The organism is Streptomyces pristinaespiralis, assembly GCF_001278075.1.
Lineage (GTDB): Bacteria > Actinomycetota > Actinomycetes > Streptomycetales > Streptomycetaceae > Streptomyces > Streptomyces pristinaespiralis.
Map to the genome: position 1 here is coordinate 7,078,375 of NZ_CP011340.1, position 14,139 is coordinate 7,092,513.

Below are 14,139 nucleotides of genomic sequence, written 5' to 3' on the forward strand. Positions count from 1 at the left end.
GGCAGGGTGCCAGCCCCGGGCCCGTCCGTACGGTGACGGGCCGGGGCTTCCCCGGAAAGAGGGACGTTTCCGCAGTGACTACCGGCCGGTCGTCGGGTCCGGACCAGGGCCCTCAGGGGTCCTGGCGGCGGCCTTCTGTCCGGCCGGCTCCTGGGTGTCGGCACCCGCGTCGTACGAGGAGGTGCCGGAGTCCAGCAGCGGCTCCTCGTCCTTCATCCGCTCCTTCATATGGGCGGGAGCGAAGGCGCGCAGCACGTGGTAGCCGGTGATGACGACGATGGTGCCGAGCGCGATGCCGCCGAGCTCGAAGGTATCGGTGATCTTCAGGGTGACGCCACCGACGCCGATGATGATGCCCGCCGCGGCCGGCACCAGGTTCAGCGGATTGCGCAGATCCACCTTCGCGTTGATCCAGATCTGGGCGCCAAGCAGGCCGATCATGCCGTAGAGGATCACGGTGATCCCGCCGAGGACGCCCCCCGGGATCGCGGCGACCACCGCGCCGAACTTGGGGCACAGGCCGAAGAGCAGGGCGAAGCCGGCGGCGGCCCAGTAGGCGGCCGTGGAGTAGACGCGGGTCGCGGCCATGACGCCGATGTTCTCGGAGTACGTGGTGTTCGGGGGCCCGCCGACGGCGGTGGACAGCATGGAGGCGGCGCCGTCCGCGGCGATCGCGGTGCCCAGCTTGTCGTCCAGGGGCTCCCCGGTCATCTCACCGACGGCCTTGACGTGTCCCGCGTTCTCCGCGATGAGCGCGATCACCACGGGCAGGGCGACCAGGATCGCCGACCACTCGAAGCCCGGCGCGTGGAACGACGGCAGGCCGATCCAGTCGGCCTCGGCGACACCGGACAGATCGAGCCGCCAGTGGTCCACGGCCTCCGCGCCGCCCGCGGGGGAGTGGATCTTCCCGAAGACCCGGTCGAGCGCCCAGGAGAGGGCGTAGCCGAAGATCAGGCCGAGGAAGATCGCGATACGGGAGAAGAAGCCGCGCAGGCACACCACCGCGAGACCGGTGAAGAGCATGACCAGCAGCGCGGTCCACTGGTCCTGCGGCCAGTAGGTCGTGGCGGTCACGGGGGCGAGGTTGAACCCGATCAGCATGACCACCGCGCCCGTGACGATCGGCGGCATCGCGGCGTGGATGATCCGCGCCCCGAAGCGCTGCACGGCCAGGCCGGCGACGAAGAGCGCGGCGCCGACGACCAGCACCGCGCCGGTGACGGTGGCGCTGTCGCCGCCGGAAGCCCGGATGGTCGCGGCCACACCGACGAAGGAGAGCGAGCAGCCCAGATAGCTGGGCACCCTGCCGCGGGTCGCCAGCAGGAAGATCACGGTCGCGACACCGGACATCATGATCGCGAGGTTGGGATCCAGACCCATGAGCACCGGGGCGACGAAGCTCGCCCCGAACATGGCCACCACATGCTGGGCGCCGAGGCCCGCCGTACGCGGCCAGGACAGCCGCTCGTCGGGTCGTACGACGGCACCGGGAGCGGGTGTCCGCCCGTCGCCGTGCAGGGTCCAGCGCACGCCGAGGTTCACGGGCCGCTCCAGTTCGTGTAGTCGTCAACGATCGGCGCAATGGTAATCGCCGGCGCCGGCCCCTTCCGCCGTCGCTTCCCGGTGGGCCGGGGGCCCGGCCCACCGGGAAGCGTTCACAGCCGCGGGTCGTTGACCACTTGCTCCTTAGCGCCGGACCTGGCGCTCTCCCGCCCCGCCGACCGCAGCACCCCGGCCCCGAGGACCAGGCCGAAGGCGAGCAGGGTCACCAGGGCGAAGGAGACGACCAGGCTCGTGACGTCGGCGACCGCGCCGATCGCCGAGGGGGCGATCAGCCCCGACGTGTAGGTGATCGTGGCGACACCGGCGATCGCCTGGCTCGGATTGGGGCCGCTGCGTCCCGCGGCGGCGAACGCCAGCGGCACGACCACGGCGACACCGAACCCGATGAGCGCGAATCCGCACATCGCCAGGGCCGGATGCGGCGCCGCCACCACCAGCAACCCGCCGAGCGTCGCGGTCACTCCGCCGACCCGCACCGTCCGCACCGGCCCGAACCGGTCCACGATCCGGTCACCGGCGAGCCGTGCCACCGCCATGGTCAGCGCGAACGCGGTGGTCGAGGCGGCCGCCAGGCCCGGGGAGGTGTCCAGTACGTCGCGCAGGTACACGGCCGACCAGTCCAGGCTCGCCCCCTCGGCGAACACGGCGCAGAAACCGACCGCGCCGATGACCAGCGCCGACTTCGGCGGCAGCGCGAACCGCGGTGGCGGCTCCTCGTCGGCGGAGCTGTGCAGGTCCAGTACGCCCTGGCAGGCGATCAGCCCGAGCGCGGTCAGGGTCAGGGCCGCCAGTGTGTGGTGCAGGCGCGCGTCGCTGCCCAGGTGGGCGGCGAGCGTGCCGCCCGCGGAGCCGATGAGCGCGCCCGCGCTCCACATGCCGTGCAGCCCCGACATGATCGACCGGTCGAGGCGGTTCTCCGTCTCCACGCCCAGGGCGTTCATCGCCACGTCGGACATGCCGGAGGTGGCGCCGTACACGAACAGCGCGGCGCACAGGGTGAACAGGTTCGGCGCGAAGGCCGGCAGGACGAGGCTCAGCGTCCACAGCGCGAGCAGGACGCGCAGAGCCGAGCGCGCGCCGAGCCGGTGACTTATGGCCCCGGCCAGCGGCATGGCCACGGAGGCGCCGAGCGCGGGGAAGGCGAGCGCCAGGCCGAGCTGGCCCGCGCCGACCCCCGCGTGGTCCTGGATCCAGGGGATCCGGGTCGCGAAGCTTCCCGTCACGGCGCCGTGCACACAGAACACGGCCGCCACCGCGAAGCGGGCCCGCTTCAGCCGCTGCGGCCCGGCCTTGGATTCGCTGGACATGCGCATACCCCTCCCCGAGAACGTGAGCGGTAAACTATCAGGAACCCTGCCTGATAAATAGTGGCGGTACCCCGTCTGGAAGGATCCCGGGCATGCCCGCATCCCCGAGCACCGCCAGGGCCATCAACGACCGGCTCGCCCTGGAACTCCTCCAGCAGCAGGGACCGTTGACGGCCGGACAGCTGAAGACCGAGACCGGTCTCTCCCGCCCCACCGTCGCCGACCTGGTGGAACGGCTCCAGGCTTCCGGGCTCATCCGGGTCGTCGGCGAATCGGGCGCCGACCGCCGTGGACCGAACGCCCGGCTCTACGGGATCGTCGCCGACCGCGCGCACCTCGCGGCGCTCGACGTACGCACCGAGAGCGTGGCCGTGGTCGTCGCGGACCTGCTCGGGACGCGTCTCGCCGAAGCCTCCCTGCCGATCGGCGGTGACAGCGAGCCCGGCCCGGTCGTGCAGCGGGCCGCCGCGCTGGTGGAGCGCACGTCCCGTGACGCCGGGGCCGCCGCGCTGCACAGCGTCTGCGTCGGCGCGCCCGGTCTCATCGACCCGTCGACCGGCGAACTGCGGGACACGACCGGCCTTCCGGCCTGGCACCGCATGCTGGTGGCGGCACTGCAGCAGCGGCTGCCCGCCCGGGTGATCGTGGAGAACGAGACCAACCTCGCGGCCCTGGCCGAACAGCGCCTCGGCGCCGCGGGCGACCGCGACTCCTTCGCCTTCCTCTGGCTGGGGCAAGGGGTCGGCGCGGGAATCTTCCTCGACGGCCGGCTGAGGAGGGGGGCGTCGGGCGGCGCGGGCGAGATCGGCTTCCTGCCGGTGCCGGGCACCGCGGGCATACCCTCCGCCGTCGACTGCGACGGAGGGTTCCACTCGCTGGCCGGGACGGCGGCGATCCGCGAACTGGGGCAGCGGTACGGGCTCGTGGGCGAGTCGGCGGCAGGCGTCGTGGCGGCGGCCGTCGCGGCTGACCACGGCGGGTTCCTCGACGCCCTCGCCGACCGGCTCGCCCTCGGTGCCGCCGCGGTCGCCGCGGTCCTGGATCCCGGATGCGTCGTCCTCGGCGGCGAGACCGGCCATGCGGGCGGTGAGGCGCTGGCGTCGCGCGTCGAAGCGCGAGTGGCGGCCCTGTCCCCGCTGCCTACTCAGGTCCGGGCCGGCGTACTCGGCGACGCGGCGGTCCTCAGCGGCGCGCTGCTCACGGCGGGGGAGGCGGCGCGCAGGGAGCTGTTCGGCTGACCGCGCGCGCCCGCACGGTCATCCGGAGACGGAGGCCGGCGCGTCGTCCCAGGCGAGCGAGGACATCCGCCAGCCGGCCGGGGTCCGGACGAACTGGGTGGTCTTGTGGCCGGAGCCCTCGAACCACTCGCCGTGGTGGTAGCCGGACTTGCGGTACTCGCTGAACCGGTGGGCGATCGATCCGAAGATCTCGGTCCGCTCTGCGACCTCCCATTCGGAGAACTCCGTGAGCGTCCCGTCGGTGAGCATCTTTCGGCGGGGTTCGATGAACCCGTCGATGTCGTGGATCACGGGCTCGTCTCCGACATTCGAGATGATCCGTCCCTCTGGAATGAAGATGTCGCGGATGGCGCCGAGGTCCGGCCGGGTGCCGCCGGTGTTGGTGAAGGCGCCGGTGAACACACCCATCAGCCGGTCGAGCTCGGCCCGGACGCCGGCCCCGGACGCGTCCCCGGCGGGCGGCCATTCCGTGGCGAGGACGGACCAGACTTCGCTGTCCTGCCGCACACCTCGGTACGGGAAACGCTGTCGCAGCACGCCGTCGCGGGTCATGCCCAGTCGGCGCGCGACCTCGATGCTGCGGGTGTTGCCCGACGCCACCCACCATTCGACGCGGCTCATCCCGCGGTCCTGGAAGGCCCAGTCGATCAGCACCCGGCAGGCGCGTGTCACCAGGCCCCGTCCCTCACCGGCCCGCTCCAGCCAGCAGCCGATCTCGCACACCCCGGAGGCGCTGTCGAAGCGGGTGAACATGACGCCGCCGACCAGCGTGCCGTCGAGCCGGATCCCGTGTATGCGGCCGGTGTCCTGGGCCAGACGGTCGGCGTAGCGCTGGAGGGTGGCGGTGGCGGAGTCGAGATCGGTGGTGAGCGTCGCCCAGGGGATCCATGGGTCGACGGAGACCCGTGCGCGGTCGATGTGCGCGAGGAACTCCTGTGCCTGCCAGGGCTCCAGGGGGCCGAGTTCGGCATGGTCGCCGAGCGGCAGGGTGTTCATGAAAGCCTCGCTCTGTGCGTAACAAGCGTTCGGTACGTAGGGTGGCAGCATGCCACCCGCACCCGGAGATCGTGAAGCCCGCCGCGAGGACGTGTCGGAGGCGGTGTGGCGCGTACTCGCCGGCAAGGGGTTCGGCGGGCTGACCCTGCGTGCCGTCGCCGCCGAGATGGAGGTCTCGACCGGGATGCTCATGCACTACTTCCCGACCAAACGGGCCCTGATCACGCACGCGTTGGACCTGTTGGAGAAACGCACGGCGGAGCGGCCCCGCCGCGCACGGCCCGTCGCGGGCCTCTCCACCGTTCGGGCCATGCTCCTGGACATCCTGCCGCTGACCCCGGGCGACACGGCCCGCAACCGCATCTGGGTCAGCTCCTGGGACCTCTCCCTCGCCGACGAAGGGCTGACCACGGAGCAGGCCGGCCGCTACACCCGGCTGCGCTCGACGATCCGCCCGCACCTCGAAGCCGCACGCGACCTCGGCGAGCTCCCCGCCGCCACCGATCCGGAACAACTCGCCGCCATTGCGGTCGCCTTCACACACGGACTCGTCGTCCAGGCCCTCTTCGACCCCGGCCGATTCCCCGAGGATGTACAGATCGCCATGGTCGACGACTTCCTCGCTTCGATCGCACCACCCGGGCCCGGCGGCGGCAAGGGCCGGTGACCGCCGCCGGGCTGCTCCGCGAGACAGGACTCAGCAGGCGCCGACGTCCTGCCAGACACCCCACTCCCCGGTCGTGCCGGGCTCCTCGCCCTTCGTCCACCACTTGGACTTCCACTGGTGCGAGGCGTGGGAGACGGTCACCTGGCCCCCGTACTCGGACGTCGCGTTCCACGCCGGCGCGGTGCACGCCCCGGGTGTCCCGGGCTCGGACGGGGACGGCGAGGGGGAGGAGCCGGAGCCGGGCTCGACCAGCGTCGTGCCGCGGCCCAGGTCGCCGGCGAGGGCGTACGCCTTGCCGGCGATGTTCACCGTCCAGTTCGACGGGGTCGAGACCGGCAGGTAGTAGTTGAAGGACAGGTCGACCGTGCCGCCGGGGGCCAGCGACTGCCAGGCCGGGAGCTTGAGTGACACCCGGTGGAAGTCGCCCTTCAGACCGCCGGTGTTGCCGCCGGTGTGGTCGCTCCTGATCACCTTCGTGCCGAAGCCGGACTGGTCGGAGGCGTTGGCCGGGGCGGCGGTCGCGTAGTCGAACTGGAACTCCGTGCCGCCGGGCAGCGTCGCCGAGGTCTTGTTGGTGATCCTCAGCTTGGGCGTGATCGGGTAGTTGGAGTCGCCCAGCTTGAACTCGGTGAAGTCCACGGCGATGTCCACCGCCTCGGTGGGCAGCGGCGTGTTGGACTTCTTCGCCCCGTAGGGCGCGGCCGCCTTGAACTTCTCGTACATCGACGTGGTCAGCGTGTCGCCGATCTCGTACTGGCCCTTCGCCGCGTTCCAGTCGTAGTCACCCGCGAGTTCCCAGACCATCGTGCCGCCGATGCCGCGGTCGACCACGTAGTCCGCCTTCGCGGCCACCGACTGCTCGTCCTCGGTGGAGAGGAAGACCTTCTTCTCCGCGTTCCACAGCCAGGGGGCGACCAGCGTGGAGTCGTACTTGCGCACGTAGGTGCCGGTCAGCCGGGTGTTCGCGGGGAAGCCGTACTGCGTGACGTAGTCGCCGACGATCCCCTTCTCGAGGTTCTTGGCGTGCCACATCGGGTTGGAGCCCGCCGGGGACTCCTTGCCGTTGTCGTCCTTGTCGTGCCACAGGTTGTCGATGCCGACGGCGCCGTCACCGCACTTGGTAAGGCCGGAGCCGGCCGGGCAGGAGGTGGCGGCGGCCTTGCCCCACAGGCCGTCCGTGCCGCCCTGGACGTTCTGGTGGCCGCGGGTGTAGTACGGCAGGCCGATGTTGATGCGGCCGGCCGGCATGGAGCCCCGGAAGTAGTGGTACGCCCAGTCGGTGTTGAGGTAGCCGATGCCGCCGTACTGCGCGCTGCCGTAGACGTTCGCGGAGGCCAGTTCGGCGTCCTTGCCGTCGTCGAAGAGCGAGGCGTTCGGGCCGACGTACTCGTTCCAGGCGCCGTGCAGGTCGTACGACATGATGTTGACGTAGTCCAGGTACTTCTGGACCTGGAAGGTCTCCATGCCGCGCAGCAGGTAGCCGGACGAGGGCGCCGCCACGGTGAGCATGTAGTGCTTCCCGTCCGCCGCGCCCGCCCGGTCGAGCTTCTCGCGCAGGGTCTTCATCAGCGCCGCGTAGCCCTTGTTGAGGCCGCCCCGGCGGGCGTTGGAGACGGGGAAGTCGGCCGGGTGGCCGGCGTCCTTCATCGAGGTCGGGTACTCGTAGTCGATGTCGACGCCGTTGAAGCCGTACTTCTTGATGAACGCGACGGCCGAGTCGGCGAAGGTGTTGATGCCCGCCTGGTTGACCGAGCCGTCGGCGTTGGTGGCCATCGAGTAGAAGCCGCCCGAGTTCACCCGCACGCCGTTGTCGTCGAAGTAGCCGCCGGTCTCCGCCCAGCCGCCGACGGAGATCAGCGTCTTCACGTCCGGGTGCTGCTTCTTGAACTTGTTGAGCAGGTTGAAGTGGCCCTTGTACGGCAGGGCCGGGTCCATCTCCGCCCCGGCCACGCCCGGCCAGGTCATCCCCGTCGCGGCGTTCTTCTCCCCGTCGGCGCCGACGGAGAGCTTGTTGGCGGAGTCGATGTGGCCGAAGGCGTAGTTGATGTGGGTGACCTTGTCCCACGGGATGTCGGAAGCGAGATAGGCGGGCTGCCCGTTCTTGCCGGTGCGCCAGCCGGTGAAGTAGCCGATGACCCGGCGCTGGTGGTCCGCGCCCATCTTCTCGCGGCCCTCGGTGTCGTAGACGGAGCAGTACGGGACGTCGACGCCGGGGGTGGCGTAGAGCCCGTCGGGCCGGCAGTTCTCCTGCGACGCGGCGTGGGAGACGCCGGGGGAGACCATGCCGGCCAGCAGCGCGGCTGCGGCGGCACCGGCTGCGAGCAGGGACGCCCCGGCTCTGGTACGGGTGGGGGACTGCACGATCAGTTCCTCCTGGTGGGGATCCCCTGTATCGCCCGCCAGGAGCGCAGGGGGTTCGGCCTCGCACAACTGACAGATGGGGGAAAGGGATTGGCCCTGGTGTGCGCACACCGGCGGGCCTGGTCCGCGGAGGTGTCGCAGACATTAAGAGGACTAGACCAGTGCGTCAATAGGTCTGGACCAGTAGGTGCCGAATATGACGGCGGGTGACGCCGCGTGCCGGTATGTGAGCGAGTCCACAGACATCACCCGCATGGCTCACCGCCGGGCGTGGCACACTGGCCCTGTATCAGCAGCAGCGCACTCCGGGGTCGGTGCAATTCCGAACCGGCGGTTACAGTCCGCGACCCGTCCGCAGCCAGCGGCCGGTTGACCAGGTGAGATTCCTGGACCGACGGTTAAAGTCCGGATGGGAGGCAGTGCGCGGCGGGTGTCACCGTCAGGTGCGCCGGCCGTCTGTCGATCGCCGTTCTGCGTGTGGCGATCGCCGTTCGGGCCTCGGCGTCCCCCTGTGGTGTTCTCCCGCTCCCTGTCGTCATCGACAGGCCCCGGAGTCCGTGCCCGAAGAGGCAGGAGGACCCGGTGGCCACCGCAGCCGAAGCAGACGCCATGCGTCGGGCGATCACGCTCGCCGCCCGCGGACTCGGCTCCACCAGCCCCAACCCGGTCGTCGGGTGCGTCATCACCGACGCCTCCGGACACGTGGTCGGCGAAGGTTTCCACCAGCGCGCCGGCGGACCGCACGCCGAGATCCACGCCCTGCGCGCCGCCGGCGTCCTCGCCCGCGGTGGCACCGCTTACGTCACGCTCGAGCCCTGCAACCACACCGGCCGTACCGGCCCCTGCGCGCAGGCACTCGTTGAGGCCGGGGTCGCCCGCGTCGTCTACGCGGTCGCCGACCCCAATGGCGAGGCCGCCGGAGGCGCCGACACCCTGCGCGCCGCGGGGATCGAGGTCGAACAGGGACTCCTCGCCGAAGAGGCGGCCGCGGGCAACGCCGGCTGGCTCACCTCCGTACGCCTCGGCCGCCCCCACGTCACCTGGAAGTACGCGGCGACGCTCGACGGCCGCGTCGCCGCCGCCGACGGCACCAGCCGCTGGATCAGCTCGCCCGAGTCCCGTGCCGACGTCCACCGGCTCCGCGCAGAGGCCGACGCCGTGGTCGTCGGCTCCGGCACCGCCCGCGCCGACGACCCGCACCTCGCCGTCCGCGGCGTCGCGGGCGCCACCCAGCCGCTCCGAGTCGTGATCGACACAGAGGCGGTCGCGGTGAAGCCGGGCGCCCGGGTCCTCGACGACGCCGCGCCCACCGCCGTCGCGGTGGCCGAGGACGTCCTGCCCGACGCGACCGCGCACATCGCGGACGTCTGGCGGCTGCCCCGCGCGTCCGGCGGAGGCCTGGACGTCGCCGCCCTGCTCGCCACGCTCCACACGCGCGGCGTGCGGTCCGTACTCCTCGAAGGCGGCCCGACGCTCGCCGGCGCCTTCGTCGCCGCCGGCGCCGTCGACCGCGTCATCGGCTATCTCGCCCCCGTACTTCTCGGCGCCGGCCCCGCCGCCCTCGCCGACGCCGGAATCACCACCATCACCGACGCGTTGCGGCTCGATGTCACAGAGACCGTCCGCATCGGAACCGACCTGCGCGTCACCGCCACCGTCCCCAAGGGAGCTTGAGTGTTCACCGGAATCGTCGAAGAGCTGGGCGAGGTCACCGCCGTCGAGGACCTCGGCGACGCGTCCCGCTTCCGTCTGCGCGGCCCGCTCGTCACCGAGGACGCGAAGCACGGAGACTCCATCGCCGTCAACGGCGTCTGCCTGACCGTCGTCGAGACCGGCGACGGTGAGTTCACCGCCGACGTGATGGCCGAGACGCTCAAACGCTCGAGCCTCGGTGTGCTCCGGGCCGGTTCCCGCGTCAACCTCGAGCGGCCGACCGCGGTCGGCGCCCGTCTCGGCGGCCACATCGTCCAGGGCCATGTGGACGGCACCGGCACCGTCGTCGAGCGCACACCGTCGGAGAACTGGGAGATCGTCAAGATCTCGCTGCCCTCCGGTCTCGCTCGATACGTTGTCGAGAAGGGCTCGATCACGGTTGACGGTGTGAGCCTTACCGTGGTCGACGCGGGCACCGACCACTTCACGATCAGCCTCATCCCCACCACCCTCGCCCTGACCACGCTCGGGATCAAGCAGCCCGGCGACCCGGTCAACCTCGAGGTGGACATCATCGCCAAGTACGTCGAGCGGCTGCTCGGCACGCAGGCCGAGGAGAGTGCCGAGTGAGCGCCATCGACTGGCTGAACGGCGAGGCCTTCACGGCCTTCGAACAGCAGATCAAGTGGTCGGACATGATCGGCAACACCGTCGGCCTGATCGCCCTCGCCCTCGGCTGGCGGCGCTCGATATGGACCTGGCCCGCCCAGTTCCTCTCCGGCGTCATCCTCTTCGCCGCCTTCGCCACGTCCCACCTCACCGGCAGCGCCGGCAAGCAGGTCGTGGTCATGGCCGTGGCGGCATGGGGCTACTGGCAGTGGACCCGCGGGCGGAAGCAGGCGCAGGACGGCTCGATCGCCGTCCGGTTCGCGACCTGGCGCGAGCGTGCCTACCTGTTCGGCGGCGCGGTGCTCGGCACCGCGGCCGTCGGCGGGCTGTTCACCCTGTACCCGTCGCTGTCCTGGGACCCGTGGCCCGACGCGTACATCTTCGTCGGCACCCTCGTGGCGATGATCGCCCAGGCCCGCGGCATGGTCGAGTTCTGGTTCGCCTGGCTGCTCGTCGACCTGGTCGGCGTCCCGCTCAACTTCGCCAACGGCTTCGCCTTCTCCGGCTTCGTCTACATCCTCTACGGCGCGCTCGTCCTGTGGGGCCTGCGCGACTGGTGGCTGCGCTCGCGGACGAACGGCCGGCCCGCACTGGAAGGAGCGGCAGCATGAGTGCCCGCCCGTCACCCCCCACCACCCTCCCCGAGGCACTTCGGGCCGCCCCCCGCAGCCCGGCCTGGTTCGCCGCCGACGGCATCGAGGACCTCTCCCTCGACCCGGTCGAGCAGGCCGTACGCGACATCGCGGCGGGCCGGCCCGTCGTCGTCGTCGACGACGAGGACCGCGAGAACGAGGGCGACCTCGTCATCGCCGCCGAGAAGGCCACGCCCGAGGTCGTCGCCTTCATGATGAGCGAGTGCCGGGGCCTGATCTGCGCGCCCATGGAGGGCGACGAGCTGGAGCGGCTCGAACTGCCCCAGATGGTCGGCCACAACACCGAGTCGATGCAGACCGCCTTCACCGTCTCCGTCGACGCGGGCCCCGCCTACGGGGTGACCACCGGCATCTCCGCCGCCGACCGCGCCGTCACCCTCCAGTTGCTGGCCGGCGGACAGGCCGGCCCCGCCGACTTCGTACGCCCCGGCCACGTCTTCCCGCTCCGCGCCAAGCCCGGCGGCGTCCTCACCCGCCCCGGCCACACCGAGGCCGCCGTGGACCTCGCCCGCCTCGCGGGCCTGCGCCCCGCCGGTGCGATCGTCGAGATCGCCGGCGAGGACGGCGTGATGCTGCGGCTGCCCGAGCTCGTCCCGTTCGCCCGCAAGCACGGACTGACGATCATCTCCATCGAGGACCTGATCGCCTACCGCCGCAGCGAGGAGCCCACGGTCAAGCGCGAGGCCGAGGTGCATCTGCCCACCGCGGCCGGTGAGTTCACCGCGTACGGATACCGCTCCACCGTCGACGGCGTCGAGCACGTCGCCCTGGTGCACGGCGACATCGGCGACGGCGAAGACGTCCTCGTGCGCGTGCACTCCGAGTGCCTCACCGGCGACATCTTCCACTCGCTGCGCTGCGACTGCGGTCCCCAGCTCAACGCCTCGATGGAGAGCATCACACGGGCCGGGCGGGGCGTCGTCGTCTATCTGCGCGGGCACGAGGGCCGCGGCATCGGGCTGCTGTCCAAGCTGCGCGCGTACGAACTCCAGGAGCGCGGGAGGGACACGCTCGACGCCAACCTCGAGCTCGGCCTGCCCGCCGACGCCCGCGACTACGCGGCCGGCGCCCAGATCCTCGCCGACCTCGGCGTGCGCAGCGTGCGGCTGATGACCAACAACCCGGACAAGTCGACCGCGCTCGTGAGGCACGGGATCACCGTCCTCGGACGCGAACCGATGCCCGTCCAGGCGGGCGAGCACAACCTGACCTATCTGCGCACCAAGCGCGACCGGATGGGTCACGATCTGCCCTGGCTCGACGCGGTCCCCGCGACGACCTGCGGCAACCAGTAGTCACTGCGCAACGAGCACAAGAACGGCTGAGGGAGAAACATGAGCGGCAAGGGTGCGCCCGAACTGTCCGTCCGCAACTGCGGAGACCTGCGGGTCGCGGTGATCGCGGCCCAGTGGCACGAGAAGGTCATGGACGGCCTCGTCGACGGCGCGCTGCGCGCACTGCACGAGCTCGGCATCGACGAGCCGACGCTGCTGCGCGTCCCGGGCAGCTTCGAGCTGCCGGTGGTGGCCAAGGTGCTCGCCGGCCGCGGCTACGACGCGATCGTCGCCCTCGGCGTCGTCATCCGCGGCGGCACGCCGCACTTCGAGTACGTGTGCCAGGGCGTCACCCAGGGCCTGACCCAGGTCTCCGTCGACACGGGCGTCCCCATCGGCTTCGGCGTGCTGACCTGTGACACCGAGGAGCAGGCCCTGGACCGGGCAGGCATCGAGGGCTCGAACGAGGACAAGGGGCACGAGGCGGTCACGGCGGCGGTCGCCACCGCGACCATCCTGCGTTCAGTATCCGAACCCTGGCGCTGAGCAGCGGCCGCTTCCGCGTAGTCTGGGACCACCATGTCCAATAAGACGTTCGAGGAGCTCTTCGCCGAGCTCCAGCAGAAGGCCGCCGAGGGCGACCCCGCCACCTCCCGCACCGCCGAGCTGGTCGGCAAGGGCGTCCATGCCATCGGCAAGAAGGTCGTCGAGGAGGCCGCCGAGGTGTGGATGGCCGCCGAGTACGAGGGCAAGGAAGCCGCCGCCGAGGAGATCTCGCAACTGCTGTACCACGTCCAGGTGATGATGGTCGCGCGCGGGATCTCCCTCGACGACGTCTACGCCCACCTCTGAGCCAGCCCACCCCTCCGCACGTACACATCACGCGAACAAAGGAAGCCCGTCTCATGCTGCGCATCGCCGTCCCCAACAAGGGTTCACTGTCCGGACCTGCGTCGGCGATGCTCCATGAGGCCGGCTACCAGCAGCGCAAGGAGTCCAAGGAGCTCGTCCTCGTCGACCCCGAGAACGAGGTCGAGTTCTTCTACCTGCGCCCGCGTGACATCGCGATCTACGTCAGCTCGGGCAAGCTCGACATCGGCATCACCGGCCGTGACCTGCTGCTCGACTCCGGCGCCGACGCCGAGGAGATCCTCCAGCTCGGCTTCGCCCGTTCCACGTTCCGCTACGCCACCAAGCCGGGCACGGCGGCCGGCGTCGAGGACTTCGGGGGCATGACGATCGCCACCTCCTACGAGGGCATCGTCGCCGCCCACCTCGCGGAGAGCGGCATCGACGCCTCCGTGGTCCACCTCGACGGTGCCGTCGAGACCGCCATCGAGCTCGGCGTCGCCCAGGTCATCGCCGATGTCGTCGAGACCGGCACCAGCCTGCGCAACGCGGGACTCGAGGTCATCGGCAAGCCGATCATGACCTCGGAGGCCGTCGTCATCCGCCGCACCGGCGCGGACGGCGAGGACCCGAAGGTGCAGCAGTTCCTGCGCCGCCTCCAGGGCGTCCTGGTCGCCCGCAGCTACGTGATGATGGACTACGACTGCCGGGTCGAGCACCTGGAGCAGGCCGTCGCCCTGACTCCCGGCCTCGAGTCGCCGACGATCTCCCCGCTGCACCACGAGGGCTGGGTCGCCGTGCGCTCCATGGTCGCGGCCAAGGAGGCCCAGCGGATCATGGACGACCTGTACGCGCTCGGCGCGCGGGCCATCCTCACCACGGCCATCCACGCCTGCCGCCTCTGAG

The 14,139-nt window shown here is 71.1% G+C and carries 13 protein-coding genes and 1 riboswitch; of the genes, 9 read left to right on the forward strand and 4 right to left on the reverse strand.

Going from position 1 to position 14,139, the window contains the following annotated elements; genetic code table 11:
• Positions 1 to 78 precede the first annotated feature (78 nt).
• A complete protein-coding gene (locus SPRI_RS30365) occupies positions 79 to 1,545 on the reverse strand; it encodes a uracil-xanthine permease family protein (RefSeq protein WP_005319963.1) in 1,467 nt (488 codons plus the stop codon).
• A gap of 113 nt (positions 1,546 to 1,658) precedes the next feature.
• The gene (locus tag SPRI_RS30370; protein ID WP_037777092.1) at positions 1,659 to 2,873 is read right to left on the reverse strand and encodes an MFS transporter; all 1,215 of its coding nucleotides are present in this window, start codon (positions 2,871 to 2,873) and stop codon (positions 1,659 to 1,661) included.
• A gap of 92 nt (positions 2,874 to 2,965) precedes the next feature.
• On the opposite strand from SPRI_RS30370, the gene SPRI_RS30375 reads away from it, so the two are divergent.
• Positions 2,966 to 4,111, forward strand: a complete 1,146-nt coding sequence (locus tag SPRI_RS30375; protein ID WP_053557521.1) for an ROK family transcriptional regulator — start codon at positions 2,966 to 2,968, stop codon at positions 4,109 to 4,111.
• Between the two features lie 18 nt (positions 4,112 to 4,129).
• Here SPRI_RS30375 and SPRI_RS30380 read toward each other — a convergent pair whose 3' ends face one another.
• Positions 4,130 to 5,107: a GNAT family N-acetyltransferase gene (locus SPRI_RS30380; protein ID WP_005319971.1), complete on the reverse strand. Its 978-nt coding sequence runs from the start codon at positions 5,105 to 5,107 to the stop codon at positions 4,130 to 4,132.
• 49 nt (positions 5,108 to 5,156) lie between these two features.
• Between SPRI_RS30380 and SPRI_RS30385 the strand changes: the two genes are divergently transcribed.
• Positions 5,157 to 5,774: a TetR/AcrR family transcriptional regulator gene (locus SPRI_RS30385; RefSeq protein ID WP_005319974.1), complete on the forward strand. Its 618-nt coding sequence runs from the start codon at positions 5,157 to 5,159 to the stop codon at positions 5,772 to 5,774.
• A gap of 30 nt (positions 5,775 to 5,804) precedes the next feature.
• On the opposite strand, the gene SPRI_RS30390 is transcribed toward SPRI_RS30385, so the two are convergent.
• The gene (locus tag SPRI_RS30390; protein WP_037775275.1) at positions 5,805 to 8,135 is read right to left on the reverse strand and encodes a chitinase C-terminal domain-containing protein; all 2,331 of its coding nucleotides are present in this window, start codon (positions 8,133 to 8,135) and stop codon (positions 5,805 to 5,807) included.
• A gap of 296 nt (positions 8,136 to 8,431) precedes the next feature.
• A riboswitch (FMN riboswitch) is annotated at positions 8,432 to 8,562 on the forward strand.
• Positions 8,563 to 8,717: 155 nt separating this feature from the next.
• Between SPRI_RS30390 and ribD the strand changes: the two genes are divergently transcribed.
• From ribD to hisG, 7 genes are read left to right on the forward strand one after another with little or no spacing between them, the layout of a single operon-like run.
• Positions 8,718 to 9,809, forward strand: a complete 1,092-nt coding sequence (gene ribD, locus SPRI_RS30395; RefSeq protein ID WP_005319981.1) for a bifunctional diaminohydroxyphosphoribosylaminopyrimidine deaminase/5-amino-6-(5-phosphoribosylamino)uracil reductase RibD — start codon at positions 8,718 to 8,720, stop codon at positions 9,807 to 9,809.
• The gene (locus SPRI_RS30400) at positions 9,810 to 10,418 is read left to right on the forward strand and encodes a riboflavin synthase (protein ID WP_005319984.1); all 609 of its coding nucleotides are present in this window, start codon (positions 9,810 to 9,812) and stop codon (positions 10,416 to 10,418) included.
• Positions 10,419 to 10,423: 5 nt separating this feature from the next.
• Positions 10,424 to 11,068 (forward strand): nicotinamide mononucleotide transporter family protein, encoded by a 645-nt coding sequence (locus SPRI_RS30405; protein ID WP_053557812.1) that lies wholly within the window; start codon positions 10,424 to 10,426, stop codon positions 11,066 to 11,068.
• Positions 11,065 to 12,405, forward strand: a complete 1,341-nt coding sequence (locus SPRI_RS30410) for a bifunctional 3,4-dihydroxy-2-butanone-4-phosphate synthase/GTP cyclohydrolase II (RefSeq protein WP_053557522.1) — start codon at positions 11,065 to 11,067, stop codon at positions 12,403 to 12,405. The genes SPRI_RS30405 and SPRI_RS30410 overlap by 4 nt, the downstream gene beginning before the upstream one ends.
• A gap of 39 nt (positions 12,406 to 12,444) precedes the next feature.
• Complete coding sequence (gene ribH / locus SPRI_RS30415) at positions 12,445 to 12,930, forward strand: 6,7-dimethyl-8-ribityllumazine synthase (RefSeq protein ID WP_005319993.1); 486 nt, start codon at positions 12,445 to 12,447, stop codon at positions 12,928 to 12,930.
• Between the two features lie 33 nt (positions 12,931 to 12,963).
• Positions 12,964 to 13,236 (forward strand): phosphoribosyl-ATP diphosphatase, encoded by a 273-nt coding sequence (locus SPRI_RS30420; RefSeq protein ID WP_005319995.1) that lies wholly within the window; start codon positions 12,964 to 12,966, stop codon positions 13,234 to 13,236.
• A 53-nt stretch (positions 13,237 to 13,289) separates the two neighbouring features.
• Positions 13,290 to 14,138 (forward strand): ATP phosphoribosyltransferase, encoded by an 849-nt coding sequence (gene hisG, locus SPRI_RS30425; protein ID WP_005319998.1) that lies wholly within the window; start codon positions 13,290 to 13,292, stop codon positions 14,136 to 14,138.
• Position 14,139 lies beyond the last annotated feature (1 nt).